20 protein-coding genes are annotated in these 24,753 nt (G+C 72.8%); 9 read left to right on the forward strand and 11 right to left on the reverse strand.

The annotated features are described in order from the left end of the window. The first annotated feature begins 44 nt into the window (after positions 1 to 44). The 3 genes from PGH47_RS03670 (at position 45) to PGH47_RS03680 (ending at position 2,455) form a co-directional block, all read left to right on the forward strand. A complete protein-coding gene (locus tag PGH47_RS03670; protein ID WP_271662189.1) occupies positions 45 to 1,049 on the forward strand; it encodes a FecCD family ABC transporter permease in 1,005 nt (334 codons plus the stop codon). Beyond that, positions 1,046 to 2,128 carry a FecCD family ABC transporter permease gene (locus PGH47_RS03675; RefSeq protein WP_271662190.1) on the forward strand — a complete coding sequence of 361 codons (1,083 nt, stop codon included), beginning with the start codon at positions 1,046 to 1,048 and terminating at the stop codon, positions 2,126 to 2,128. Before PGH47_RS03670 ends, PGH47_RS03675 begins: the two co-directional genes overlap by 4 nt. A 72-nt stretch (positions 2,129 to 2,200) precedes the next feature. Then, positions 2,201 to 2,455, forward strand: a complete 255-nt coding sequence (locus tag PGH47_RS03680) for an EF-hand domain-containing protein (protein WP_126898117.1) — start codon at positions 2,201 to 2,203, stop codon at positions 2,453 to 2,455. Positions 2,456 to 2,479: 24 nt separating this feature from the next. On the opposite strand, the gene PGH47_RS03685 is transcribed toward PGH47_RS03680, so the two are convergent. Next, on the reverse strand, positions 2,480 to 3,289 hold the full coding sequence (locus tag PGH47_RS03685; RefSeq protein ID WP_271662191.1) for an aminoglycoside adenylyltransferase domain-containing protein: 810 nt from the start codon (positions 3,287 to 3,289) through the stop codon (positions 2,480 to 2,482). Positions 3,290 to 3,382: 93 nt separating this feature from the next. After that, a complete protein-coding gene (locus PGH47_RS03690; protein WP_271662192.1) occupies positions 3,383 to 6,757 on the reverse strand; it encodes a pyruvate carboxylase in 3,375 nt (1,124 codons plus the stop codon). A 193-nt stretch (positions 6,758 to 6,950) separates the two neighbouring features. Between PGH47_RS03690 and PGH47_RS03695 the strand changes: the two genes are divergently transcribed. Next, entirely contained in the window at positions 6,951 to 9,026 is a 2,076-nt protein-coding gene (locus PGH47_RS03695) for a SpoIIE family protein phosphatase (protein ID WP_271662193.1), read from the forward strand. A 182-nt stretch (positions 9,027 to 9,208) separates the two neighbouring features. Next, on the forward strand, positions 9,209 to 11,656 hold the full coding sequence (locus tag PGH47_RS03700; protein WP_271662194.1) for a SpoIIE family protein phosphatase: 2,448 nt from the start codon (positions 9,209 to 9,211) through the stop codon (positions 11,654 to 11,656). Between the two features lie 4 nt (positions 11,657 to 11,660). Here the strand turns inward: PGH47_RS03700 and PGH47_RS03705 are convergent, their stop codons facing one another. The 9 genes from PGH47_RS03705 to PGH47_RS03745 all read right to left on the reverse strand — a co-directional run bounded on the left by PGH47_RS03705 (position 11,661) and on the right by PGH47_RS03745 (position 20,101). Beyond that, entirely contained in the window at positions 11,661 to 11,990 is a 330-nt protein-coding gene (locus tag PGH47_RS03705; RefSeq protein WP_271662195.1) for an SCO4225 family membrane protein, read from the reverse strand. A 112-nt stretch (positions 11,991 to 12,102) separates the two neighbouring features. Next, positions 12,103 to 12,714: a TetR/AcrR family transcriptional regulator gene (locus PGH47_RS03710; RefSeq protein ID WP_271662196.1), complete on the reverse strand. Its 612-nt coding sequence runs from the start codon at positions 12,712 to 12,714 to the stop codon at positions 12,103 to 12,105. Between the two features lie 47 nt (positions 12,715 to 12,761). Continuing rightward, a complete protein-coding gene (locus PGH47_RS03715) occupies positions 12,762 to 13,664 on the reverse strand; it encodes a 3-hydroxybutyryl-CoA dehydrogenase (RefSeq protein ID WP_271662197.1) in 903 nt (300 codons plus the stop codon). 32 nt (positions 13,665 to 13,696) lie between these two features. Then, entirely contained in the window at positions 13,697 to 14,869 is a 1,173-nt protein-coding gene (locus tag PGH47_RS03720; RefSeq protein WP_271662198.1) for an acyl-CoA dehydrogenase family protein, read from the reverse strand. A gap of 35 nt (positions 14,870 to 14,904) precedes the next feature. Next, positions 14,905 to 16,077 (reverse strand): acyl-CoA dehydrogenase family protein, encoded by a 1,173-nt coding sequence (locus PGH47_RS03725; protein ID WP_271662199.1) that lies wholly within the window; start codon positions 16,075 to 16,077, stop codon positions 14,905 to 14,907. Between the two features lie 40 nt (positions 16,078 to 16,117). Beyond that, positions 16,118 to 18,172: an acetate--CoA ligase family protein gene (locus PGH47_RS03730; RefSeq protein ID WP_271662200.1), complete on the reverse strand. Its 2,055-nt coding sequence runs from the start codon at positions 18,170 to 18,172 to the stop codon at positions 16,118 to 16,120. A gap of 1 nt (position 18,173) precedes the next feature. Continuing rightward, positions 18,174 to 18,365 (reverse strand): ferredoxin, encoded by a 192-nt coding sequence (locus tag PGH47_RS03735; protein WP_271662201.1) that lies wholly within the window; start codon positions 18,363 to 18,365, stop codon positions 18,174 to 18,176. 75 nt (positions 18,366 to 18,440) lie between these two features. Further along, positions 18,441 to 19,679 (reverse strand): NADH-ubiquinone oxidoreductase-F iron-sulfur binding region domain-containing protein, encoded by a 1,239-nt coding sequence (locus PGH47_RS03740; protein WP_271662202.1) that lies wholly within the window; start codon positions 19,677 to 19,679, stop codon positions 18,441 to 18,443. Next, positions 19,676 to 20,101: a hypothetical protein gene (locus PGH47_RS03745; RefSeq protein ID WP_271662203.1), complete on the reverse strand. Its 426-nt coding sequence runs from the start codon at positions 20,099 to 20,101 to the stop codon at positions 19,676 to 19,678. Before PGH47_RS03745 ends, PGH47_RS03740 begins: the two co-directional genes overlap by 4 nt. Positions 20,102 to 20,489: 388 nt before the next feature. Here PGH47_RS03745 and PGH47_RS03750 point away from each other — a divergent pair, with 388 nt between their 5' ends. From PGH47_RS03750 to PGH47_RS03765, 4 genes are all read left to right on the forward strand, one after another. Further along, positions 20,490 to 21,668, forward strand: coding sequence for an aromatic ring-hydroxylating oxygenase subunit alpha (locus PGH47_RS03750; protein ID WP_271662204.1), 1,179 nt, complete (start codon positions 20,490 to 20,492; stop codon positions 21,666 to 21,668). 186 nt (positions 21,669 to 21,854) lie between these two features. Continuing rightward, positions 21,855 to 22,979 (forward strand): polyamine ABC transporter substrate-binding protein, encoded by a 1,125-nt coding sequence (locus PGH47_RS03755; protein ID WP_271662205.1) that lies wholly within the window; start codon positions 21,855 to 21,857, stop codon positions 22,977 to 22,979. A gap of 3 nt (positions 22,980 to 22,982) precedes the next feature. Beyond that, entirely contained in the window at positions 22,983 to 23,873 is an 891-nt protein-coding gene (locus tag PGH47_RS03760; protein ID WP_271662206.1) for an ABC transporter permease, read from the forward strand. Next, positions 23,870 to 24,748: an ABC transporter permease gene (locus PGH47_RS03765; RefSeq protein WP_271662207.1), complete on the forward strand. Its 879-nt coding sequence runs from the start codon at positions 23,870 to 23,872 to the stop codon at positions 24,746 to 24,748. Before PGH47_RS03760 ends, PGH47_RS03765 begins: the two co-directional genes overlap by 4 nt. Positions 24,749 to 24,753 lie beyond the last annotated feature (5 nt).

A 24,753-nucleotide genomic window follows, 5' to 3' on the forward strand; every position in this document is an offset into this window, starting at 1 on the left:
CAACCGGCAGGCCGCGCCGCCCGAGAACCAGCAAGAGGAACCGCATGTCCCGTGCCACCCGGCGCCGTATCGCCTGGACGGTCGCGGGCATGCTCCTGCTGTTCCTCGCCGTCCTGCTCAGCCTCGCCCTGGGCAGCCGGCAGATCGCCCCGACCGAGGTGTACGACGCCCTGCTGCGCGGCGGCACCGGCGACGACGCGCAGGTCGTGCGCGCGCTGCGGGTCCCCCGCACGGTCATCGGCGTGATGGTCGGCCTGGCCCTCGCGGTGGCCGGCGTGGTCATGCAGGGCATCACCCGCAACCCGATCGCCGAGCCCGGCGTCCTCGGCGTCAGCCAGGGCGCCGCGCTGGGCGTCGTCTGCGCCATCGCGTTCCTCGGGGTGCACACGCCCGCCGGATACGTGTGGTTCGCGTTCGCCGGGGCGGGGCTCGCGGCGGTGGCCGCGTACGCGGTGGCGGGCAGCGGCCGCGGGGGCGCCTCGCCGGTCAAGCTTGCGCTGGCCGGGGCCGCGATGAACGCGTTCATCGCCTCCGTGGTCTCCGCGATCGTCACGACCGACGCCCGCGCCCTGGACGAGTTCCGCTTCTGGGACGTCGGTTCGATCGGCGGCCGGGACGGCGAAGTCGTCGCGCGGACCTGGCCGTTCCTACTGGTGGGCCTGCTTCTGGTGGCCGTCGTGGCCCGGGGTCTTGACGCCCTGGCGCTCGGCGACGACGTGGCCCGGGGGCTGGGTCACCGGGTCGCGCTGGTGCGGGCCGTCGGCGCGCTCGCGGCGACCGTGCTGACCGGCGTCGCGGTCGCCACGGCCGGTCCGATCGCGTTCGTCGGGCTGGCCGTGCCGCACATCGCGCGGGCGCTGGTGGGTTCCGACCACCGCTGGGTGCTGGCGCTGTCGGCGCTGCTCGGCCCCACGGTGATCCTGGTGTCGGACGTGCTCGGCCGGGTCGTCTTCGCGCCTTCGGAGGTGCCGGTGGCGGTGATGACCGCGCTGCTCGGCGTGCCGTTCCTGGTCGCGCTGGTACGGAGGAAGGCGACGGTGCCTGCATGACACAGCCCCTGGAGCGAACCCCACCCGCCGTCCGGCGGCCGCGCCCGGCCGGGTACACCGTCGTCCGCCTCGGCGACGGCAGCTTCCTGCTGCACCGCCGGGCCTGTGCCGTGGCGGCCCTGCTGGCCGCCGTCCTAGCGGTGACGGCCGTGGTGTCGCTGTGCGTCGGCGAGTCGTACGTCTCCCCGGCCGAGGTCGTCCATGTGCTGCTCGGGCAGCCGAGCCCCGACGAACTGGTCGTGGGCACGCTGCGGCTGCCCCGGCTGGTGACGGGGCTGCTGGTGGGTGCCGCGTTCGGTGTCTCGGGCGCGCTCGTGCAGACCGTCGCGCGCAACTCCCTCGCCAGTCCGGACGTCATCGGCGTCACGCACGGCGCGGGTGCGGCGACGGTGACCGCGATGACGTTCGGGCTCACCTCGTACACCGTCCTGCCGTACGTCTCGGTCGTGGGCGGGCTAGCCGCTGCCGCGCTCGTGTACGTCTTCGCCTGGCGGGGCGGCCTGCACGCGACGCGCTTCGTGCTCGTCGGTATCGGGGTGTCCATCGCGCTGGGTTCGCTGACCCGGCTGTTCCTCACCAAGGGCGACTACCTGGTCGCCCAGCAGGCCAAGGTGTGGCTGACGGGTTCGCTCAACGGCCGGGGCTACGACCAGGCCGCGCCGCTCGCGCTGGTGCTCGCGGTGCTGGTGCCGGTGCTGGTGTGGGCCGCGTACGCCCAGCGGATGGTCTCCCTGGACGACAGCACGGCGACCGCGCTGGGGGTGCGGCTCGGTCCCGTGCGGCTGGGGCTGATCGCGCTCGGCGTGGTGCCGGCGTCCGTGGCGACCGGTGCCGCGGGACCGGTCGACTTCGTGGCGCTGCTCGCCCCGCAGATCGCCCATCGGCTGACCCGTACCGCGCAGATCCCGCTGCTGTCTTCGGCCCTGACCGGCGCCACGATCGTGATCGTCGCGGATCTGCTGGCCCGTCGGCTGTTCGCGCCGGTCGAGCTGCCCGTGGGTGTGCTGACGGCCGCGGTCGGGGCGCCGTATCTGATGTGGCTGATCGCTCGCACTCGCCGGGGTCGAGAGGGAACCTGAAGGGGCGGAATCGCGTTCTTGTCTGGTAACGGGGTGGCAGGTCGGCCTGCCGACGGGAACGAAGGTGACACGATGAGTGACAAGGCCCGGAAGCTGTTCGAGGCGCTCGACCTCGACCACAACGGGACCCTGACGCGCGCTGAGGTGATCATCGCCCTGCGGACGAAGGGGCCGTCGCTGGCCGCGTCGGGAGATCTGCCGATCTGGGGCTTGGGGGACGAGGAAGCGTCCTCCGCGCTGTTCGACGCCGCCGACCAGAACGGGGACGAGATGCTGACCCTGGAGGAGTTCGCGGCGGTGGTGGACCGCCGGTTCGGCTGGAGCTGAGCCGCCGGCCCACCGGGGCCACGGTCACTCGCGCACCGGCCGCCCGGCCGCGCAGGCGGCGTCGACACGTTCGGCGACCCACGTCAGGAAGGTCCGGACGTCGGTGACGGGCAGTGCGGTCGCGTCGGTGCGGGGGCGTTCGTAGCTGCGCAGCGCGGCGGTGATGAGCGGGCGGAAGCGTTCCTCGGACGCGGCGACCGCCTGGGCCGCCCGGCGCTTGGCCTGCCAGCGGCCGGTGCGGCAGAAGTTCACCGAGCGGCAGCCGTTGAGGACCCGGTTGTCCGCGAGATGTCCCTCGGCGGCGCTGTGCTCGCGGACCGAGGCGCGCAGGGCGGTGAGCAGGTCGGCGCGTCCGGGCTCGGCGATGACCTCGCGCGGCGGGCGGCCGTACAGCGGCAGCCCCGACCGATAGGCGACGGAGCGGTCGATGACGTACCAGAACGCGGGCGACTCGGCCGGGTCGAAGCTGACGCGGCTCGGCAGCAGGGGCCCGGTGTTGAGGTCCATCAGATAGCCGCCCTCGCCGGACGGACGGGCCGCGAACTCCTCGTCGTAGACCACGAGTTCCAGTCCCGTCGCGGGGCAGGGCAGCGCGGGGTGCGTGAGTGCGGCGGCGAGGTCGGACAGCGTCGCCCCGGGGAGGGGCACGTCCACGACGACCGTGACGTCGGTGTCGCTGCGCCCGTGCCGGTAGTCGCCGAGCGCGACGGAGCCGACCGCGACGACGCTCACCAGACGAGGTCCGCACACGGCCCGCGCGCGGCGGACGACCTCCTGGAGGTAGGGGCGGAGTTCGGCGGGGACGGTGTGCGGTTCCGCGGGAGTCGGGGTCATACGGTCAGTGTCCGTGCCTGACGCCCGACCCGGTGAGCCCGGCCGCGCCCCGCGCAGACGCGTTCCCTGCGCGGGGCGTGGCCGGGTCTCGGCTCAGGCCAGTTCGACGAGCAGGTCGCCGCCCTCGACCTGCTGGATGCGGTTGATGGCGAGCCTGGCGACCGTGCCGGCCTTCGCGGCGGTGATCGAGGCCTCCATCTTCATCGCCTCGATGGTGGCCACCGTCTCACCGGCCGCCACCTCGTCGCCCTCGGCGACCGTCAGGGTCACCACGCCCGCGAACGGCGCCGCCACGTGCCCGGTGTTGCTCCGGTCCGCCTTCTCCGTCACGGGGACGTCCGAGGCGGCGGCCCGGTCACGGACCTGGATCGGCCGCAGCTGGCCGTTCAGGGTGGACATCACGGTGCGCATGCCGCGCTCGTCCGCGTCGCCGACGGCCTGCAGCTCGATCAGCAGCCGCACCCCGCGTTCGAGGTCGACGGCGTACTCCTTGCCCGGGCGCAGCCCGTAGAAGAAGTCCTTGCTGTCCAGCACGCTGGTGTCGCCGAAGCTGTCCCGGTGCGTCTCGAACTCACGCGTCGGGGCGGGGAACAGCAGCCGGTTGAGGGTGCCGCGCCGGTCCTTCGCCAGCCCTTCGCGGTCGTCGGTGCTCAGTTCCTGCACGGGCTTGGCCTCGGCCCGGCCCCGCAGCGCCTTGCTGCGGAACGGCTCGGGCCAGCCGCCGGGCGGGGTGCCGAGCTCGCCGCGCAGGAAGCCGATGACGGAGTCGGGGATGTCGAACCTGTCGGGGTCCTGCTCGAAGTCCGCCGGGGACACACCGGCGCCCACCAGGTGCAGGGCGAGGTCGCCCACGACCTTCGACGAGGGCGTGACCTTCACCAGCCGGCCCAGCATCCGGTCGGCGGCGGCGTACATCGCCTCGATCTCCTCGAACCGGTCGCCGAGGCCGAGCGCGACCGCCTGGGTGCGCAGGTTGGAGAGCTGACCGCCGGGGATCTCGTGGTGGTAGACACGGCCGGTCGGCGAGGCCAGGCCCGCCTCGAAGGGGGCGTAGACCTTGCGGACGCTCTCCCAGTACGGCTCCAGGTCGCCGACGGCCTGGAGGTCGAGGCCGGTGGGGCGCTCGGAGTGGTCGGTCGCGGCGACGATCGCCGACAGCGACGGCTGCGAGGTGGTGCCCGCCATGGACGCCACGGCCCCGTCCACCGCGTCGGCGCCGGCCTGGATCGCGGCCAGGTAGGTGGCGAGCTGACCGCCCGCGGTGTCGTGGGTGTGCACATGGACCGGCAGGTCGAACTCCCGGCGCAGCGCGGACACCAGCTTCGCCGCGGCCGGTGCCCGCAGCAGGCCCGCCATGTCCTTCACGGCGATGACATGGGCGCCGGCGTCGACGATCCGCTCGGCCAGGCGCAGGTAGTAGTCCAGGGTGTACAGGCGCTCCGCCGGGTCGGACAGGTCGGAGGTGTAGCACAGGGCGACCTCCGCGACGCCGGTGCCGGTCTCCCGTACCGCCTCGATCGCGGGCCGCATCTGGTCGACGTCGTTGAGGGCGTCGAAGATGCGGAAGATGTCGATGCCGGTGGCCGCCGCCTCCTGCACGAACGCGTCGGTCACCTCGGTGGGGTACGGCGTGTAGCCGACGGTGTTGCGGCCGCGCAGCAGCATCTGGAGGCAGATGTTCGGCGCGGCCTCCCGCAGGGCCGCGAGGCGCTCCCACGGGTCCTCGGCGAGGAAGCGCAGGGCGACGTCGTAGGTCGCGCCGCCCCAGCACTCCAGGGACAGCAGCTGGGGCAGGGTCCGCGCCACCACGGGGGCGACGGCGAGCATGTCCTTGGTGCGCACCCGGGTGGCGAGCAGCGACTGGTGGGCGTCGCGGAACGTGGTGTCGGTGACGCCGATGGTCGGCGAGGCGCGCAGCCAGCTCGCGAAGCCCTCCGGGCCGAGTTCGGCGAGCTTCTGCCGGGTCCCGGCGGGCGGCTCACCGGCGGGCAGCGCGGGCACCTTGGTCAACGGGTCGAGCAGTTCGGGCCGTTCGCCGTGCGGCTTGTTGACGGTGACGTCGGCCAGGTAGGTCAGCAGCTTGGTGCCGCGGTCGGCGGAGTGACGGGCCGTCAGCAGGTGCGGGCGCTGCTCGATGAACGACGTGGTGACCCGGCCGGCCTGGAAGTCGGGGTCGTCGAGGACCGCTTGCAGGAAGGGGATGTTGGTTGCCACACCGCGGATGCGGAACTCTGCGACGGCGCGCCGGGCGCGACCCACGGCGGCACCGAAGTCCCGGCCCCGGCAGGTGAGTTTGACCAGCATCGAGTCGAAGTGCGCGCTGATCTCCGTGCCGGCGTGGGTGGTTCCGCCGTCGAGCCGGATGCCCGAGCCGCCCGGTGAGCGGTAGGCGCTGATCCGGCCGGTGTCCGGGCGGAAGCCGTTGGCCGGGTCCTCGGTGGTGATACGGCACTGGAGGGCCGCGCCGCGCAGCCTGACGGTGTCCTGGGCGAGGCCGAGGTCGGCCAGGGTCTCGCCGGCGGCGATGCGCAGCTGCGACTGCACGAGGTCGACGTCGGTGACCTCCTCGGTCACTGTGTGCTCGACCTGGATGCGCGGGTTCATCTCGATGAAGACGTGGTTGCCTTCGCGGTCGAGCAGGAACTCCACGGTGCCGGCGTTGCGGTAGCCGATCTGCCGGGCGAAGCTCACTGCGTCGGCGCAGATCCGGTCGCGGAGCTCCGGGTCGAGGTTCGGCGCGGGCGCCAGCTCGATGACCTTCTGGTGGCGGCGCTGCACCGAGCAGTCCCGCTCGAAGAGGTGGATGACGTTGCCTTCGCCGTCGGCGAGGATCTGCACCTCGATGTGGCGGGGCTCGACGACTGCCTTCTCCAGGAACACCGTGGCGTCGCCGAACGCGGACGCCGCCTCGCGGGACGCCGCCTCGATGGACTCGCGCAGCTGCGCGGGTTCCTCGACGCGGCGCATGCCGCGACCGCCGCCGCCCGCGACGGCCTTGACGAACACGGGGAAGCCGATGGCGTCGGCGGCGGCGACGAGCTCGTCCACGTCGTTGGACGGCGCCGACGATCCGAGCACCGGGACACCCGCCTCGCGCGCGGCGGCCACGGCGCGGGCCTTGTTGCCGGTCAGCTCCAGGATGTCGGCGCTCGGTCCGACGAAGGTGATGCCCGCCTCTTCGCAGGCCCTCGCCAGATCGGGGTTCTCGGACAGGAATCCGTAGCCCGGATAGACGGCGTCCGCTCCGGCCCGGCGCGCCGCACGGACGATCTCCTCCACGGAGAGGTAGGCCCGCACCGGGTGTCCCGGTTGGCCGATCTCGTACGCCTCGTCGGCCTTCAGCCGGTGCAGGGAGTTGCGGTCCTCGTGCGGGAAGACGGCGACGGTGCGCGCACCCAGCTCGTAGCCTGCGCGGAAAGCGCGAATCGCGATCTCACCGCGGTTGGCGACCAGCACCTTGCGGAACATTCTTGATCCCTTCAGCCTGCCGGAGACGGACACCCATGGTGTCGGCGGCTCCCCCATAACGCCATGTGAGCCGGGCCACTCGCCGATCGGCGGACGCCCGGTCCGGTCACCACGGGTACCCAGGTGACCGGACGGGCCTACGCTGTCTGTGAGCCTTCTGTGTGATCGAGGGTGGTGTAAGCGAGGTGCCCTGATGGTCGGCGCGATACACCGCGATGCCAACACGCACGACGCGATCGACGAATGGCCGGCGCGGCTGACGGCCGCGGCGGGACACGCGGGCGTGTTCGAGGACCTGCTCCCGCTCGCCCTGTGGGTGGTCGACGGCGACGGGCGTCTGGTGCAGTGGTCGCTGGCCGCGCAGGACCTGCTCGGGCACACGCCGGAGCAGATGGTGGGGCAGGACGCCAAACGTGTGCTGGTGCCCGAGAAGAACCACGAGCTGGCGGACCGTCTTGCCCGGTCGGTGCGGACGGGCGCGGCGGTGGTCGCGCGGCTGCCGGTCCGGCATCGCGACGGGACCCTCGTCGACATGGAGTTGTGGCACTGCCCGTTCGCCGATTCCCGGGGGCGGCCGGGTCTGCTGGCCATCGCCGCGGAGACGTCGGCGGTGGAGCGGATGCGGGACGCGCTGGCGGCCCTGGAGGGACTGTTCGCCCAGTCCCCGATCGGCCTGGCCATGCTCGGCCCGGACCTGCGGTTCCTGCGGGTCAACGAGGCGCTGGCCCGGATGGACCGCGTCCCGGTGGCCGAGCACATCGGCAGACGCGTGACCGAGATCGCCGCCGGCACCGAGGCGCTGGAGTCGGTGATGCGGCGGGTCCTCGACCGGGGCGAGGCGGTGGTGGACTACCGGTACACCAGCGCCTCGGCGGACCCGAAACGGCAGCGGACGTGGTCCTGCTCCTACGCTCCCCTGCTCGGCGGTGCCGGGCAGCGGGTGGGCGTGATCGCCTCGCTGATCGACGTCACGCAGGAGCAGCGGGCCCATCTGGAGGCGGAGCGGGCGCGGCGGCGCCTGACGCTGCTGGCGGAGGCGGGCACGCAGATGGGCTCCACGCTGGATCTGACGCAGACGGCGCAGGAGGTGGTCCGGGTCCTGGTGCCCCGGCTCGCGGACTCCGCCGACGTCCAGCTGCTGGAGGAGGCGGTCGCCCCGGACGAGACCGCCGCGTCGGCGCACGGCGTGGTGCGGCGGGCCGCGGCGTCCTTCACGGATCCGGCCGCGCCGGCCGATCACCTCTCGGTCGGCAGGACACTCCAGGTCCCGCCCGGGTCGGTGTACGAGCAGGTGATCAGCGAGGGCCGGCCGATGAACCTGTACCTGTCCGACATCGGCCCGCTGATCCCCGGCCCCGACGCCGACACGCTGCGCGAGTACCTGCGCGCCCGGGTGAGAGCGGCCCGGCTGATCCCGATGGTGGCCCGGGGCACGGTGCTCGGCGCCGTGGTGGTGACCCGTACCCGGGGCCACGAGCCCTTCGACGACCAGGACACCCTGCTGATCGACGAGCTGGTGGCCCGGGCGGCGCTGAACATCGACAACGCGCGCATGTACAGCCGGGAGCGCGACGCGGCGCTCACCCTCCAGCGCAGCCTGATGAACCCGTCCCTGCCCGCCGTCGGCGGACTGGAGCTGACCGCCCGCTATCTGCCGGCCGGTGACCACGAGGTCGGCGGCGACTGGTTCGACGCGATCGCCCTGCCGGACGGCCGGACCGCGCTGGTGATCGGGGACGTGATGGGGCACGGCATCCACGCGGCGGCGGTCATGGGCCAGCTGCGCACCGCCGTACGGACCCTGGCGCGCCGGAACACGCCGCCCGACCAAGTGCTGAGGTCCCTGGACGCCACCGTGGCGGATCTGGGCGACAACGAGATGGCGACCTGCCTGTACGCCGTGCACGATCCCACCGACGGCAGCTGTGTGATCGCCAGGGCGGGACACCCGCCTCCCGTGGTCGCGGACGCGCTCGGGGCGGTCGCCTTCCTGGACGGGCCCGCGGGGCCGCCGCTGGGGGTGGGCGGGCAGGACGGCGAAGTGCAGGAGGTGGTCCTGGCGCCGCACAGCCTCCTGGTGATCTACACCGACGGTCTGATCGAGGCCCGCGGCACCGATCTCGACCAGGGCATGCTCCGCCTGGCGCGGGAGCTGCGGCATCCGGAGCATCCCCTGGACCGGGTCTGCGACGACCTGTTGGCCCATCTGATGCCCGAGGTGGCGGATGACGACGTGGCGGTGCTTCTCGCCCGGGCGCTGCCCCGATGAACCGGGTCACGGGCCGGTCGCGGGCGTCCTCCGAGTGGGCGCCCCGGCCGCGGCGACGAAGCGCGCTGTGCCCGTACGGCCGATACTGGGAGTGAGCCGCTACGAATCCGAGCATGCGCGACCGCAGGACCGGCCGGGGCGACGCACCGCGGGCCCCGGGAACGGCGCGAGATGGGTGGGCGATGCACGACACATCCCCGACGTCGCTCAGTGAGAGCCCGGAGGATCCTTTCTCGGTCCACCGATCCGCGTCGGCGGTGCTGGACGACCGCGGACACGTCGTCGCGTGGAGCGATCAGGCCACCGCGCTCCTCGGCTACGAGCCCGACGAGGTGCTGGGCCGGCCGGTGCGCGCGGTCCTGGTCGCCGACGGGGACGAGGCCGTGATCGCCCGGGCGACCGTCGCGTGCCGGCGCGGGGGCGGCTGGTTCGGGCTGCTGCCGGTGCGCAACCGTGCGGGGCACCGCGTGTTCGTGGGGTTCCGGGCCCGGCGGGTGCGTCGGCTGGACTCCAGCGACGAGTGGCTCCTCATCGGCTCGCTCGCCGAGGACATCGCCCAGTGGGAGATCGACCGGTCGGTGCTTGACGGCCTGTTCCGCCGGTCCCCGGTGGGGGTCGTGGTGCTCGGCCCGGACCTGCGCGTGCTGCGGGTGAACCGGGCGATCGCGCGGTTCGGCGGGCTGCCGCCGAAGGCGTACCGCGGGCGGCGGGCCGGCGAGTTCCTGTTCGGCCCCGACGCGGACCGGGCCGAGGCCAAGCTGCGGTCGGTCCTGGAGACGGGCCAGCCGGTGATCTTCGCCGAGCAGCACGCGCGGCTGCTGCACGACCCCCACCGGGAGCTGGTGATCTCCATCTCGGCGTTCCGGATGCAGGACCCCTCCGGGCGGGTGCTGGGCGTCACCGAGATCGTCGAGGACGTCACCGAACGCCATCGGGCCCGGCGGCGGCTCGCGCTGCTCAACGAGGCCGGCACCCGGATCGGCAGGACCCTGGACGTGGCCACGACCGCACGGGAGCTGGCCGAGGCCGCGGTTCCCGAGCTCGCCGACGCCGTCTCGGTGGATCTGCTGGAACCGGTGCCCCGGGGTGAGGAGCCGGCCCCGGACTCCTTGGGCCCGCTGCGCAGGATGGCGGCCCGCAGCATCCGGGCGGAGGCGACGGAGGTGATGTATCCGGAGGGCCATCTGTTCTTCTTCCCCGAGCGGACCGCTCCGACGAAGTGCCTGGCCGAGCGGCGTCCCGTCCTGCTGCCCGTGCTGGAGGACAACTCCGGATGGTTCGACGCCGAGCCGGAGCGGGCCGCGCGGGCGCTGGCGATGGGGGTCCACTCCCTGATGGTGGTGCCGCTGGCCGCGCGCGGTGTGGTCCTCGGGCTGGTCTGTCTGTGGCGCTCCAAGCAGCCGGAGCCGTTCGAGGAGGACGATCTGACCCTGGCGGTGGAGTTCGCCGCCAGGGCCGCGGTCTGCATCGACAACGCCCGCCGCTACACGCAGCAGCACAACGCCGCCGAGGCCCTCCAGCGCAGCCTGCTGCCGGGCGAGGTGCCCGCGCACCCGGCGCTGGAGACAGCCCACCGCTATCTGCCCGCGCAGGCCTCCACCGGGGTCGGCGGCGACTGGTTCGACGTCATCCCGCTGTCGGGGCTGCGGGTCGCGCTGGTGGTCGGCGACGTGGTGGGCCACGGCATGCACGCCTCGGCGACGATGGGCCGGCTGCGCGCCGCCGTGCGGACCCTCGCGCACCTCGACCTGGCCCCGGACGAGGTCCTGGCCCGGCTGGACGACCTGGTGGACCAGCTGGCCACCGAACAGCGGCAGGCCGAGGACACCACCCCGCAGATCATGGGCGCGACCTGCGTGTACGCGATCTACGACCCGGTCTCCCGGCACTGCGCCGTGGCCCGCGCGGGCCATCCGCCGCCGACGCTCCTGGGGCCCGACGGCCGGTTGTGTCCGCTCGACGTCCCCGCCGGACTGCCGCTCGGCCTGGGCGGGCTGCCGTACGAGACGGCCGAGCTCGAACTGGCGGAGGGCAGCCTGATCGCCCTGTACAGCGACGGCCTGCTGCTGGCCGGTGACCGCGACATCGACCAGGGGCTGACGCTGCTGCACGACACACTGACCGGTCCGGCGCGGTCGCTGGAGCACACGTGCAAGGCGGTGGAGGACGTGATGCTGCCGGACCGGCCGGCCGACGACGTCACGCTGCTGCTGGGCCGGACGCGGGTGCTGGCGGCCGAGGACGTGGCCACCTGGGAGCTGCCCGCCGAGCCCACGGCGGCCGGCCGGGCCCGGGCGCTGGTGACGGAGCGGCTGACGGAATGGGGGCTGGAGGAGCTGGCCTTCACCACCGAGCTGATCGTGAGCGAGCTGGTCACGAACGCCTACCGGTACGCCGGCGGGCCGGTGGTGCTGCGGCTGATCCGCAACGGCCATCTCATCTGCGAGGTCTCCGACTCCAGCAGCACCTCGCCGCATCTGCGCCAGGCACGCAGCACCGACGAGGGCGGCCGCGGCCTGTTCCTGGTGGCCCAGCTCTCCGAGCGCTGGGGCACCCGCTACGGCCGCAACAGCAAGACCATCTGGACCGAGCAGCCCCTGTCGCCGGAGCCGGCCGATCCCGGCGTCTGAGGCGTCACGCGCCGTTCGGGCGGGTGCGGTGGTGGTGCAGACGGCCCGAGAGCCGGTGGTACGCGGCGCCGAGCACCGCCGCCTGGAACAGGGCGCCGACGACGACACCGGCCCACGGCAGCCCGCCCGGCAGCATCAGGAACAGCCAGGACGTCGGCCCGGTGACGACGAAGGCCCATATCCCGGCGAGGCTCGCGTCCTGGTGCTCGACGAACAGGGCGTCCACGCCCGTCCGGACCAGGACGGCGACCACCAGCGCGAGATAGGCCAGGGCCGCCGGATTGACCAGGTGGTGGCGCGTCACCTGGACGAAGGAGCGCTGAGAACCGGCCATGTCGAACCCCCTGAGGTCGTGATCGGTTCCCCACGATGCCCCGGGCCGCGCCCGGTGGCCTGAGTAGCCGTACTCACCTGTGCCGGGCACGCGTACCCAGCTCGGCCGGGCGTCAGTCCTTGGGCACGGCGGCCGGCAGGCCCAGCGCGCCGGCCACGTGGCGCCAGATGGACGCGAGCGCCGAGTCGAGGGTGACCGTCGGGTCGCGCAGCATCAGCCGGATGCCGTAGCCGTCGCTGAGGGACAGCACGAGGGTGCTGAGGTCGTCGACGTCGGCCGGTGTGAACTCGCCGGAGGCGATGCCGCGGCGTATCGCGTCGGACACCCAGCCGTGCAGTTGGGCGTACAGGTCGACGGCGAAGACCCGGGTCGTCTCGTCCCGCAGGGCCCGCACCCACAGTTCCTGCCACAGCCGCCAGTCCTGGTGGAGTTCGGGGTCGGTGGGCAGCAGGTTGCGCACGATGCGGGCCAGGATGACCGCCGCCGGCGCCGTCCCCGCGTCGCGGTCGACGTCGAGGGCGGTGCTGGCGAAGGAGTGCGTCATCGCCTCGGTGAACAACTTCTCGCGGGTGTCGAAGTGGTAGTGCAGCAACGCCGTCGACACCCCGGCCCGCTCGGCGACCATGCGCATGCGGATCTTCTCGAAGCCGATGTCGGCGATGACCTCGCACGCCGCGGTCAGGATGCGCTCGCGTGTGTCTGCCGTGCGCACCTTGGTGGCCACCGTGCGGCTCCCCTCGTTCGGTCGTCGTTCGCCATGACCATCTTCTCTCACGGGCGCCCCGCGGGTACCGGTGCCTCACGACCCGGTTGTCCGTCGTACGCGTGGAAGCCGCGCCCGGACTTCCGTCCCAGCAGGCCGGCCTCCACCATCCGCGACAGCAGCGGGGGCGGCGAGTACTGGGGCTCACGGAACTCGGCGTACAGCGACTCGGCGATGGCCCGGGTGGTGTCGAGGCCGATGAGGTCGGTCAGCGCCAGCGGGCCGAGCGGGTGCGCGCAGCCCAGGACCATGCCGCGGTCGACGTCCTCGACGGTCGCGCTGCCCGACTCCACCATGCGGATGGCGGCCAGGAGATAGGGCACGAGCAGCGCGTTGACGACGAACCCGGCCTTGTCCCGGGTGCGGACGACCTCCTTGCCGAGCGTGCCGGTCACGAACTCCTCGGCCCGCTGAGCGGTGGCGGGCGAGGTGAGCAGCGACGGCACGAGTTCGACGAGCCGCAGGACCGGCACGGGGTTGAAGAAGTGCACGCCGACGACACGGTCCGGGCGGGTCGTGGCGGCGGCGAGCCTGATGACCGGGATGGACGAGGTGTTGGTCGCGAGGATGGTGCGGTCGTCGGTGACGACGGAGTCGAGGCGGGTGAACACGTCGACCTTGAGGCGTTCGTCCTCGGCGACCGCCTCGATCACGAGGTCGTGCTCGTGCAGGGCCTCGATGTCGTCGACGACGGTGATCAGGTCCGCGGCCCTGTCGCGTCGCGCGGCGTCGATCCTGCCGTTCGCGGCGGCCCGGTCGAGCGAGCGCAGGACGCGGAGGCGGCCCGCGCGGGCGGCCTCCGCGTCGCGCTCCACGACCGTGACCGGCACGTCGGCCCGTGCGCACACCTCGGCGATGCCCGCGCCCATCAGACCGCAGCCCACCACCCCGACGCGCCGGATCTCGGTCATGTCTCTCCCTCTCTCGTCCGTTTCGGCACGCGTCATGCGACCGGCAGGTCCAGGACCCCCGACCCACGCTTGATGAGCTCGCCCGCGATGATCAGCCGCTGGATCTCGGAGGTGCCCTCCCAGATCCGGTCCACGCGCAGCTCGCGGTAGAGCCGTTCGACGGCGTAGGCGCGGTCGTAGCCCCGGCCGCCGTGGATCTGGAGGCACCGGTCGACCACCCGGCCGGACGCCTCGCTCGCCGAGAGCTTGGCGATGGCGGCCTTGGCGTGCAGCGTCTTGCGGTCCTCGGCCGCGGAGTGGTCGATCTCCCAGGCGACCTGGTGGGTGTAGGCACGGTTGACGGCGATGTCCACGGCGCAGTCCGCGAGCATGCCCTGGATCAGCTGGTACGAGGAGATCGGCGCCCCGAACTGCTCCCGCTCCACGGCCCAGTCCCGGGAGAGTTCCAGCGCCCGCTCGGCGGCGCCGACGGTGCGGGCGGCGATCATCAGTCGCTCCTCGGTGAACCAGGAGCGGGTGATGTCGTAGCCCTCGCCGATGGCGCCGAGCACGGCGTCGTCGCCCACCTGCACATCGGTGAAGGTGAACTCGGGGTGCTCGTAGACGAAGGTGTGCATCCAGCGCGGGACGCGCGTCATCTCGATGCCGGGGGTGTCCTTGTCGACGAGGAAGAGGGTGGGCGCACGCTCCGGGCCGGCCGCGGCGAGCACGATCATGAAGTCGGCGTGGTCGCCGACGGTCACGAACCACTTCTCGCCGTTGAGCACCCAACCCGCGTCGTTCCTGGTGGCGGTGGTGGCGAGGTTCTGCGGGTCGGAGCCGGCGCCGGGCTCGGTGACGGCGTAGCAGTCGCGCCGCTCGCCCTTGATCACCGGGACGAGGAAGCGTTCGCGCTGCTCAGGGGTGCAGAACCGCAGTGCGTTCGCGGGGCGCCACACCATGTCCCACAGGGCGCCGGTGAGCCGCCCCAACTCCTCCTGCACGGTGACCTGTTCGGCGATGGTGAGGCCGGCGCCGCCCCATTCGGCGGGCATGTTGACGGCCTGGAGTCCGGCGTCCAGCACGGCGTCACGGACCTTGGCGTGCGCGTCGGCGGGCAGGCCGTTCTCCTCCTCGCACTGGTTCTCGTAGCCGGCGATGAAGTCGGTGAGGGCACGGGCCTCGGCCTTGAGCTGGGCCTGGCGCGGGGTGAGACGGAAGTCCATGGAAGTCCTCGCTGTCCGGTGTCGGGGAGACGGGTTCAGTGGGTGGGCAGGGCCAGGGCGCGGGTGCCGCGCTTGATGAGCTCGTTGGCGATGATCAGCCGCTGGATCTCGGAGGTGCCCTCCCAGATCCGGTCGACGCGCAGCTCGCGGTACATGCGCTCGACGGGGTAGGTGCGGTCGTAGCCGCGGCCGCCGAAGATCTGGAGGCACCGGTCGGCGACCCGCCCTGCGGCCTCGCTTGCGGCGAGCTTGGCGGTGGAGGCCTTGGCGTGCAGGGTCTTGCGGTCGGTGCCGGGCTGGTCGGCCTCCCAGGCGACCTGGTGGGTGTAGGCACGGTTGACGGCGATGTCCACGGCGCAGTCGGCGAGCATGCCCTGGATCAGCTGGTACGAGGCGATGGGCGCCCCGAACTGCTCGCGCTCGACGGCCCAGTCCCGGGCGAGCTGGAGGGCCCGCTCGGCGGCGCCGACGGTGCGGGCGGCGATCATCAGGCGTTCGTCGGTGAACCATTCCTTGGTCAGCTCGTAGCCGTTGCCGACGCCGCCGAGCACGTCCTCGTCGGCGACGAAGACGTCGGTGAAGGTGAACTCGGGGTGCCCGTTGACGGCGGAGTGCATGAAGTGCGGCACGCGGGTCATCTCGACGCCGGCCGCGGCCTTGTCGACGAAGAACAGCGTGGGCAGCTTCTCCGGCCCGGCGTCCGCCTGCACCAGCAGGAAGTCGGCGATGTCCCCGCAGGTGACGAACCACTTCTCGCCGTTGAGCAGCCAGCCGCCGTCGGTGCGGGTGGCCGTGGAGGTGCCGGAGGACGGGTCGGAGCCGGCGCCCGGCTCGGTGACGGCGAACGCGTCGAACCTCTCGGCGCGGATCACCGGCAGCAGGTACTTCTCGCGCTGCCGCTCGTCGCCGTAGGCGAGGACGTTGGCGGGCCGCCAGGGGATGTCCCACAGGCAGTTGGTGACCTTGCCGAACTCCTCCTCGACGATGACCTGGTCGAGCAGGCTCAGGCCCGCCCCGCCCCACTCGGCGGGCATGTTGATGGCGTAGACCCCGGCGTCCATCGCGGCGCGGGTCAGTTCGGTGACGAGCTCCTGCGGCAGGGGTCCGCCGGCCTGCTCGGACTGGTCCTCGTACCGCATCAGCAGCCGGGCGTACTCGGCGGCTCGACGCTTCAGGTCGGCCTGCTCGGGGGTGTAGCGCATGTCCATGGGGACCTCTTCCGGGGTCGGTCGGGCGGGTGCGGCTCGGTCAGGCGAGTACGGCGCGGGAGTCGAGGGCGAGGACTCCGTCGGGGCGTACGAGAAGGGGGTTGACCTCGATCTCGGCGATCTCGGGGTGGGCGGCGGCGAACGCGGTGATGGTCTCGACGGCCCGCGCCGCGGCCTCGACGTCGACGGCCGGCCGGCCGCGGACCCCGTCGAGCAGGGCGGCGGTGCGCAGCCCGCGCAGCAGATGCAGGGCGCGGTCGGCGGGGACCGGGGCGAGGGTGAAGGCGATGTCGTGCAGTGCCTCGGCGAGCACTCCGCCGAGGCCCACCATGGCGACCGGGCCGAAGCGCGGGTCGCGGTTGACACCGACGATCAGCTCGATGCCGTCGGTGAGGTCGGCCATGGCCTCCACGGAGTAGGAGGGGGCGCCGAGCCGGGCGTGCATCTCCCGGAAGGCGGCGAGCAGTTCGTCGGGCCCGGCGAGGCCCAGGGCCACTCCCCCGGCGTCGGACTTGTGCAGCAGATGCAGGGCCTTGAGGACGTACGGACCGCTGAACTCCCCTGCGGCGGCGAGCAGTTCGGCCTCGTCGTGGATCTCGCGGGCGGCGGGGAAGGCGAGTCCGGCTTCTTCGAGGGCTCTGCGGGTCTCCAGGTAACCGGTCTCCCGCAGTGGGGTCGCGGGGCTGGGCAGGGGTGTCACGCCGGTGTGCGGTGCGCGGGGTGCGGTGGCGGCGAGTGCGCGGGCGGCGTCCTCGGTGGCGCCGAAGACCGGCACACCGGCGGCGGCGAGCGTGCGGCAGCTGGGCGAGTCGGGGTACATCGACTGCGCGACCAGGGGTTTGGCGATGGCCCGGTGCCGGGCGGCGATGAGGCGGGCGGCGGCCTGTTCCCCCTCCGCGAGCGCCGTGCCGCCTCCGCCCAGTCCGCCCTCGGCGGCCGCGTAGCCGCCGAAGTAGCCGGTCATCAGTACGGCGTCGGCCTCCTCGGCGGCCAGCAGCGCGGCAATGGTCTCCGCGTAGGAGCCGGGGTCCTGCTCGCCCATTCCGGCGAGGTCCACCGGGTTGGCTACGGCCGACTGCTCCCACAGCGCTTCGCGCAGCAGCTCCCGTGTCGGCTCGCGCAGTTCGGGCACGGTCAGCCCGGCCGCCTCGACGGCGTCGGCGGCTATGACGCCGTGCCCTCCGCCGTCGGTGAGTACGGCGACCCGGCGGTCCGCGGCCCGGCGTCCGCCGTGCAGCGCGGCGAGGACGACGGTGAGTTCGCGCGGGGTGGCGACCAGTTCCACGCCGGCGTCCCGGCAGGCGGCGGCCACCACGTCGGCCGAGGTGGTCAGCGCCCCGGTGTGCGACTGGGCGCTGCGAGCGGAGGCGTCCCCGCGGCCGGCGGTGAGCAGCACCACGGGTTTCCCTGCGTCGGCGGCCGCCTCGGCGAAGGCGCGTCCGTCGCCGAAGTCCTCGGCGTACACGGCGATGGCCCGGGTGCCGTCGTGCCGGGCGCAGTCGGCGAGCAGGTCGACGAGGGTGACGTCGGCCTGGTTGCCGAGCGAGACGAACCGGGAGAAGCCGAGGCCGTGCGGGCGGAAGCGGAGCTGCAGTTCGAGGGCGAGGTTGCCGCTCTGGCTCAGCAGCGCGACGCCGCCGGGGGTGAAGGTGTCGGAGGCCAGGAACAGGTCGGTGGTGTTGTCGGCCAGGCCGAGGCAGTTGGGCCCGACCATCACCGCCCCGGCGGCGCGCACCCGTTCGGCGACGGCCTCCTGTCTGGCGCGTCCGGCGTCGCCGGTCTCGGCGAAGCCCGCGGTGATCGCGACGATCGCCCGGGCGCCGCACCGCAGGGCCTCGTCGACGGCGTCCTCGAAACCGGCGGCGGGCACGGAGACCACCGCCAGGTCGACGGGTTCGCCGACCGCGCTCAGGCTGGGCGCGGCGGTGCGGCCGAGGACGGTGCCGCCGCGCCGGTTGACCAGGTGGACGGGCCGGCGGCCGCCCGCGCGGACGGCCTGGGCCGCGATGGCGTGGCCGTACTTGGCCGGGTCGTCGCTGGCTCCGACGACGGCGACGGATACGGGGTCGAAGAGGGCCGAGAGGTCGCGTCCCATGTCACTTCACCAGCCGCAGCGCGGAGTTGGGGCAGGCGGCGACGGCGGCCTCGGCGGCTTCCCGCTCGCCGGGCGGCACTTCGGTCACGCGCAGCTGCGCGTAGCCCCATTCGTCGAGGTCGATCAGCTCGGGTGCGGGTTCCTGGCAGAGGCCGTAGCCCTGGCAGCGGGTGGAGTCCAGCAGCAGTTTCATGGTGCGGTCCTTTCGGCGCGGCTCGGCGCGGTGAGGTCTGGGGTGGGGAGGGGCCCGGAGAGACGCGGATGCGGCTCAGGGCACCGGCACGGTGAAGCGGCGCCCGTCCTCGGGTGCCGTGCTCGCGCAGACGGGGCAGGCGGAGCGGGCGTGGGCGTCGACCACGTCGGTGAAGTGGCCGAGGAGGGTGGCGACGACGCGGGCGGCGGCGTCCAGCAGTCCGCAGGCCCCGCGGCCGGGCAGTTGCTGCGACCAGCGGTGGAGCTTGGCGACCGTGTCGAAGTTCGCCTCTCCGCGGGCGACGGCCTGGAGGGCCTTGGCCATCGCGCCGGTGCCGGAGAGGCACACCCCGCACTGCCGGGTGCTCTGGGCCCCGAGGTAGGCGGCGGCCTCCACGGCCACGGCGACCGGGCAGTCCTCCGGGTGCAGGAAGTGCAGCGCGCCGCAGCCGAGGGCGCCTCCGGCCGCTTTGAGGCCGTCGTGGTCGAGCGGCAGGTCGGACCAGCCCTCGCCGTGCAGCCCGCCGAACATTCCGCCCAGCAGGACCGCCCCGGCCCTGCCGTGCCCGCACACGTCGGCGAGGACCTTGAGATGCGTACCGGCGGCCGTCTCCACGAGCGCGGCACCGTCGGCGCCGCCGGAGAGGGTCACGAGATGGCTCGCCGCGACGGCGTCCGCCTCGTCGGGGCGCGAGTACATCAGGGCGACGCGGGCCAGCGTCTCCACGTTGGCGACCAGGGTGGGAGCGCCGCCGACTCCGCTCTCGAACGGGCGCGGGGGCTTGGCCGTGGGCAGCGCCGGACCGCCGTCGATGCGCCGTACGACGGCGCTCTCCTCTCCGGCGACGTAGGTGTGCTCCGTCCGTACGACGTCGATGCGCAGCTCGGGGGAGCTTTCGGCGAGCGCCTCACGCACGGCCCGCTCGGCGGCGGCGTCCGAGAGGTACACGTAGCCGTGCTCGGCGCCGGTGACGGCCGCGGCCAGCCGCAGTCCGTCGAGGACGACGTGCGGACGGTGCCGCAGCAGCCAGCGGTCCTTCACTGATCCCGGCTCGCCCTCCTCGCCGTTGGCGACGACGACGCGTGGGCCCGGTGTGTCGCGGACGGTACGGAGTTTGACGGCGGCGGGGAAACCGGCCCCGCCCCGGCCGCGCAGCCCCGCGGCGGCGATCCGGTCGAGCAGCCGGTCGGGCGCGACCAGCGGTGCGTAGCCGCCGGCGGCGAGGTATCCGTCGATGCCCTCGCCGCCGGGGGCGGACGGCGCCAGGAGGAGGCCGGCCCGTCCTTCGGGGAGGAGGGAGAACACGCCGGTCATATGGCGCTCCAGGGCTCGGAGGGACCGACGAGTGCGGGTTCGGGGCGTTCCCGCAGCCGTGCCAGTGCCCGTTCCAGTTCGTGTCGCTGCAGGGCGGTGCTGTCGTAGCCGGCTCCGGGCAGGCCGATCAGCATGCGGTGGTGGTCGAGGACGACCTCGCCGGCGAGCAGGGCCGCCTTCGGGTCGGTGGTCCGCGATCCGGCCGCCCGGACGACCAGGTCGGTGACCTCGCGCAGATAGCGCAGCCAGCCGCGCTGTGTGCCGCGCAGGACCAGCCGCTCGACGCGGTGCCGCTCGGCGGCGACGAGGGCCGACGGCGGACGGCCGGCGGACGGGGACCGCAGGGCGGCCACCGCTGCGGGCAGCTCCTGTTCGGGCTCCGGCGTGAGGCCGAGCCAGACGAGACTGCGGCGAGCGCTCATGCGTGCCTCCGGGTTCGCTCCGTCTCCGGTGGTCCGGGGACGGGGGCGGCGCGGCCATGACGTGGGACGGGGATGCTCCGCTGCCGTGACGCGAGGCGGGGAGCTGTGGTGGGTGTCCGGATCCGGACCCCCGACGTGGCGCGGACCTGAGGCCCGCGGGCTTGCGGAGGGCGCCTGGGCAACCGTCTGCGGGCCAGGTCCATCCGTCTGCCACGAGACTAACTAACTAATTAGTCAGCCCACAAGTCTTGACTTGTTCCCACTCCGGTCCCACTCTGACTAACCAATCAGTCAGCCGGATCTCGGCAGGTCCTGAAGCCGTACCTGCCCCTGTCCCGGCCCATCCCTCACCGCCCATCGCCGCCGCAGCGGCGCGGAGGAGGACCCCATGAACCCCTCGACGACCCGGCCGGCGGAGCCCGTCTCCCCTGCCCCGCCGCAGCCGCCCCCGGAGCATCCCGGAGAGGCGCTGGCGGCCCGCTACTACACGGATCCGGCCATCGCCCAGGCCGAGACCGACCGTATCTTCGCCAAGTCCTGGCAGCTCGTCTGCCACGAGTCCGACCTCCCCGGACCGGGCGCGCGGCTGACCGCCACCGCCGCCGGCCGGGAGGTGCTGGTCGTCCGCACCGAGGACGGCGGCCTCGCCGCCCACCTCAATGTGTGCCGGCACCGCGGCACCCGGCTGGTCGCCGGCCCCGAGCCGTCCGGCAAGGCGATCCGCTGTCCGTACCACGGCTGGACCTACAAGCTGGACGGACGCCTGGTCGGCGCCCCCGAGGCCCGCCGCATCCCCTGCCTGGACAAGCCGAAGCTCGGGCTGCACCCGGTCAACGTGGAGTCCTTCCTCGGCTTCGTCTTCGTCAACCTGGACGTGGAGGCGACCCCGCTCGCCGAGAGCTGCGCCGGGCTCGCCGAGGCCGTCGGACGCTATGCCGGGCCCGGCCTGGTGCCGGTCGGCAGGCACCGGATCCACGACCTGAAGGGCGGCGAGGAGCAGAACGCCAACTGGAAGGTGATCGTCGACAACTATCTGGAGGGCTACCACGTCCCGGTCGCCCACCCCGCGCTCATGCGACTGCTCGACTACGCCGCGTACACGGTGGACGTGCAGGAGAACTACGTCCTGTTCGAGTCACCCCTGCGCGACAAGCCCTCCTCGAACTGGACCGAGCGGCTCTACCAGCGCCTCGCGACGCCGATGCCGGGGCTGGTCGAGGAGGACCGGCGGGTGTGGCGGTACGCCGTGATCTACCCGAACACTCTCATCGACTTCTACCCTGACCACGTGCTCGCGTGGACCGCCCTGCCCACCGCCCAGGACCGGGCGGCGATCCCCGGTGCCTTCTACACGAAGACCGGCGAGGGCATCCGCACCAGGCTGGCCCGGCGGCTCAACATCCACATCGGCTGGGAGACCAACGACGAGGACGCCGAGCTGGTGGAGCGCGTGCAGGCCGGGATGCGGACCCCCGGATTCGAGCCGGGGCCGCTGTCGCAGCGCGAGGCCGCCGTCGGCTGGTTCGCCCGCCGCGTCCGGCAGGACCTGGACGGGGACGCACGGTGACGCCCCCGCCCACCTCGCCCCGGCGCTCCGCCGTACGCCTACCGTCGGCCACGGCCTTATCCCGCGCCCTCTGAGCCGCGCACGCACCCCCTCAGACCGGTCTTCCCTTCGGAATCAGGGCCCGAAGCGAGCCGACCAGCCGGTCCCGCCCTGGAGTTGTGCCGTTCCTCGACGGAGAGGACGTTCATGTCCCCCGAGGTACCACCGCCGACCCGACGCGCCTTGCTGCGGGCGGGCGCCGGCGGCCTGCTGGCCGCAGCGGCCGGCGGCTGCGGGTTCATGCCCGCCAAGAAACCCGACGCCGACCGGCTCGCCCCGGTCGAGGCGCGCGTCGACGGCGATCTCGTCTACTTCAACTGGGCCGACTACGTCGACCCGGCCGTGTTCAAGGGCTTCGAGAAGGAGTACGGCGTCAAGGTCGTCCAGTCGAACTTCGACTCGATGGAAGGCATGGTCGCCAAGCTCAACGCGGGCAACCGCTACGACGTCATCTTTCCCTCGGCCAAATGGGCCCAGCGGCTGGTCCGGGGCGGCCGGCTGCGCCGTATCGACCACTCCCGGCTCGCCAACACCCAGGCCATATTCGGGACGTACGACTACTTCGCGGACCCTTGGTACGACCCCGGTTCCGCGCACACCGTCCCCTTCACCGCGTACAAGACCGGCATCGGCTGGCGGCGCGACAGGATCGGTGAGCTCACCGACTCCTGGCGGGACCTGTGGAGCGACCGGGCCAAGGGCAAGGTGTTCCTGCTGGACGACCGTGACGAGGTGCTCGGCATGGGCGCACTCGCGCTCGGCCTCGACGTCAGCACCGGAGACCCCGGCGACCTCGACCGCATCACCTCCCTGCTGGGCACCCTGCGGCCCCGGCTGCGCGGCTTCTCCAGCGACAGCTACAACAACCTCCTCAACGGCAACGCGCTGATCCAGCAGGCGTGGAGCGGCGACATGGCCGCCATGCTCAACCAGGCCGAGGATCCGTCCGTGTTCGGGTTCCAGGCCCCGAAGGAGGGCACGCCGATCAACTCCGACTGCTACGCCATCCCCTGGAACGCCCCGCACCCCGGCACGGCGATGCTGTTCATCGACTACATGCTCCGGCCGGAGAACGTGAAGAAGAACATCGAGTACATCGGCTACCCGATGCCGGTCGCGGGCACCGAGAAGACCTACGCCGACCTGGTCGAGCCCTTCCCCGAGTGCCTGGTCACCCAGGACGACCTGAAGGCCGACGTGTTCTTCCGCAACGGCGGCCGCGCGGCGGAGGACGCCCGCGACACCGCCTGGACCCATGTGAAGGCGGGCTGAGACATGGCACTGCTCCGCCCCTCGCGCGCCCGCCGCCGGGACACCTCCGGCAACCGGATGTGGCTCTGGTTCATGCTGCCGGGCACCCTGTGGATGACCGGCTTCCTGATCGCCTCGCTGATCCTCGTCGCCGTCCTCGCGGTCGGCACCACCGACGAGCTCGGCAACCCGCGCTTCGGCTTCGACCTGGCCGGCGTGCGCGCCCTCGCCGACCCCGCCTACACCGAGGTCCTGGCGCGCTCCCTCGGCTACGCCCTGCTGACCTGCGTGATCTGTCTGCTGATCGCCTACCCGGTGGCGTACACGATCGCCCTGTACGGCGGCCGGTACAAGCACGCGCTGATCGCCGCGATCGTGGTGCCGTTCTTCGCCAACTACCTGGTGCGGATGTACGGCTGGTCGGTGGTCCTCTCCGACGACGGGCCGGTGCTGCGGGCCCTGCGCGCGGTCGGTCTGGCCGACTCGGGCACGAAGATCCTCAACAGCGGTTTCGGCGTGGTCGCGGGACTGGTCTACGGCTTCGTCGTCTTCATGATCATCCCGCTGTACGCGGCCCTGGAACGCCTCGACGTCTCCCTCATCGAGGCCGGCCGCGATCTGTACGGCGGCCCGGTCCGCACCTTCTTCTTCGTGACCCTGCCCGCCACCCGGCAGGGCGCGGCGGCCGGGCTCGTCCTGGTCTTCCTGCCCGCGATGGGCGACTTCGTCAGCGCACAGCTCATGGGAGGCCCGGACCAGATCATGATCGGCAACCTCATCCAGGACAAGTTCTTCCAGGGCCAGAACTGGCCGCTCGGCTCGGCGCTGACCATGCTCCTCATGCTGGTCCTGCTGATCGGGATGCTCGGCTACCTCCGGCGCACCCGCAAGGACGAGGCGGAGGCACTGCGATGACCCTGGTCAGCACCCCCTCCACCGCCGCTCCGGCCGGCACGTCCGCCCCGGTGCGAAAGCGTCGGCGCTCCCACCGCAGGCCTCGTGTCCTGATCGCGGTCACCGGACTGTTCTTCGCGCTGCTCTACCTGCCCATCGCGGTCGTGGCGCTGTTCTCCTTCAACTCCCAGAAGTCCCTGACCGTGTTCGACGGGTTCAGCCTGCGCTGGTACCGCGCCTTCGTCCACGACGACGTGCTCATCGCCTCCCTCGGCACCAGCCTGCGCATCTCCCTGGTGGCGATGGCCGGCTCGGTGCTCCTCGGGGTCGCGCTCGCCGTCGGCCTGGTCCGCTGCCGCACCCGGCTCGGCTCCCTGGCCGGACTGGTCATGCTGGTGCCGCTGATCACGCCGGAGATCGTCACGGGCGTGGCGTCGATGCTGCTGTTCAAGGGCCTGGGCGTCCCCCTGTCCACCGGCACGGTGATGCTCGCCGAGATCACCTTCTCCATCTCCTACGTCACCGTCATCCTGCGCTCCCGGGTCGCCGCGCTGAACCCGGAGGTGGAGGAGGCCGCGATGGATCTCGGTGCCACCCGGTGGCAGGCGGTGCGGCTGGTGACCCTGCCTGCACTGCTGCCCGCCGTGCTGGCGAGCGCCGTACTGATCTTCGCGCTGGTCTTCGACGACTTCGTGCTGGCCTACTTCACCACCGGCGTCGACCCCCAGCCCCTGTCGGTGCGGATCTACTCGGCGATCCGCTTCGGGGTGCAGCCCACCATCAACGCGGTCGGCACGCTCATGCTCGCGGGATCCATCGCCCTGATCGCCCTGGCCCTGTTCATCCCGCGCCTCTTCGGCCGCCGCGGCGGCCTCGACATCCTCTCCGGAGAGTGATCCCC

The sequence above is a fragment of the Streptomyces sp. HUAS 31 genome (assembly GCF_028198125.1).
Taxonomy (GTDB): Bacteria; Actinomycetota; Actinomycetes; order Streptomycetales; family Streptomycetaceae; genus Streptomyces; species Streptomyces chartreusis.

Bases quoted from the DNA above. Each gene is read 5' to 3' on its own strand.
- PGH47_RS03690 (WP_271662192.1), bottom strand. From the start codon at position 6,757: ATGTTCCGCAAGGTGCTGGTCGCCAACCGCGGTGAGATCGCGATTCGC.
- PGH47_RS03680 (WP_126898117.1), top strand. From the start codon at position 2,201: ATGAGTGACAAGGCCCGGAAGCTGTTCGAGGCGCTCGACCTCGACCAC.
- PGH47_RS03765 (WP_271662207.1), top strand. From the start codon at position 23,870: ATGACCCTGGTCAGCACCCCCTCCACCGCCGCTCCGGCCGGCACGTCC.
- PGH47_RS03700 (WP_271662194.1), top strand. From the start codon at position 9,209: ATGCACGACACATCCCCGACGTCGCTCAGTGAGAGCCCGGAGGATCCT.
- PGH47_RS03670 (WP_271662189.1), top strand. From the start codon at position 45: ATGTCCCGTGCCACCCGGCGCCGTATCGCCTGGACGGTCGCGGGCATG.
- PGH47_RS03675 (WP_271662190.1), top strand. From the start codon at position 1,046: ATGACACAGCCCCTGGAGCGAACCCCACCCGCCGTCCGGCGGCCGCGC.
- PGH47_RS03750 (WP_271662204.1), top strand. From the start codon at position 20,490: ATGAACCCCTCGACGACCCGGCCGGCGGAGCCCGTCTCCCCTGCCCCG.
- PGH47_RS03685 (WP_271662191.1), bottom strand. From the start codon at position 3,289: ATGACCCCGACTCCCGCGGAACCGCACACCGTCCCCGCCGAACTCCGC.
- PGH47_RS03745 (WP_271662203.1), bottom strand. From the start codon at position 20,101: ATGAGCGCTCGCCGCAGTCTCGTCTGGCTCGGCCTCACGCCGGAGCCC.
- PGH47_RS03725 (WP_271662199.1), bottom strand. From the start codon at position 16,077: ATGGACATGCGCTACACCCCCGAGCAGGCCGACCTGAAGCGTCGAGCC.
- PGH47_RS03730 (WP_271662200.1), bottom strand. From the start codon at position 18,172: ATGGGACGCGACCTCTCGGCCCTCTTCGACCCCGTATCCGTCGCCGTC.
- PGH47_RS03755 (WP_271662205.1), top strand. From the start codon at position 21,855: ATGTCCCCCGAGGTACCACCGCCGACCCGACGCGCCTTGCTGCGGGCG.
- PGH47_RS03740 (WP_271662202.1), bottom strand. From the start codon at position 19,679: ATGACCGGCGTGTTCTCCCTCCTCCCCGAAGGACGGGCCGGCCTCCTC.
- PGH47_RS03760 (WP_271662206.1), top strand. From the start codon at position 22,983: ATGGCACTGCTCCGCCCCTCGCGCGCCCGCCGCCGGGACACCTCCGGC.
- PGH47_RS03720 (WP_271662198.1), bottom strand. From the start codon at position 14,869: ATGGACTTCCGTCTCACCCCGCGCCAGGCCCAGCTCAAGGCCGAGGCC.
- PGH47_RS03735 (WP_271662201.1), bottom strand. From the start codon at position 18,365: ATGAAACTGCTGCTGGACTCCACCCGCTGCCAGGGCTACGGCCTCTGC.
- PGH47_RS03715 (WP_271662197.1), bottom strand. From the start codon at position 13,664: ATGACCGAGATCCGGCGCGTCGGGGTGGTGGGCTGCGGTCTGATGGGC.
- PGH47_RS03705 (WP_271662195.1), bottom strand. From the start codon at position 11,990: ATGGCCGGTTCTCAGCGCTCCTTCGTCCAGGTGACGCGCCACCACCTG.
- PGH47_RS03695 (WP_271662193.1), top strand. From the start codon at position 6,951: ATGGTCGGCGCGATACACCGCGATGCCAACACGCACGACGCGATCGAC.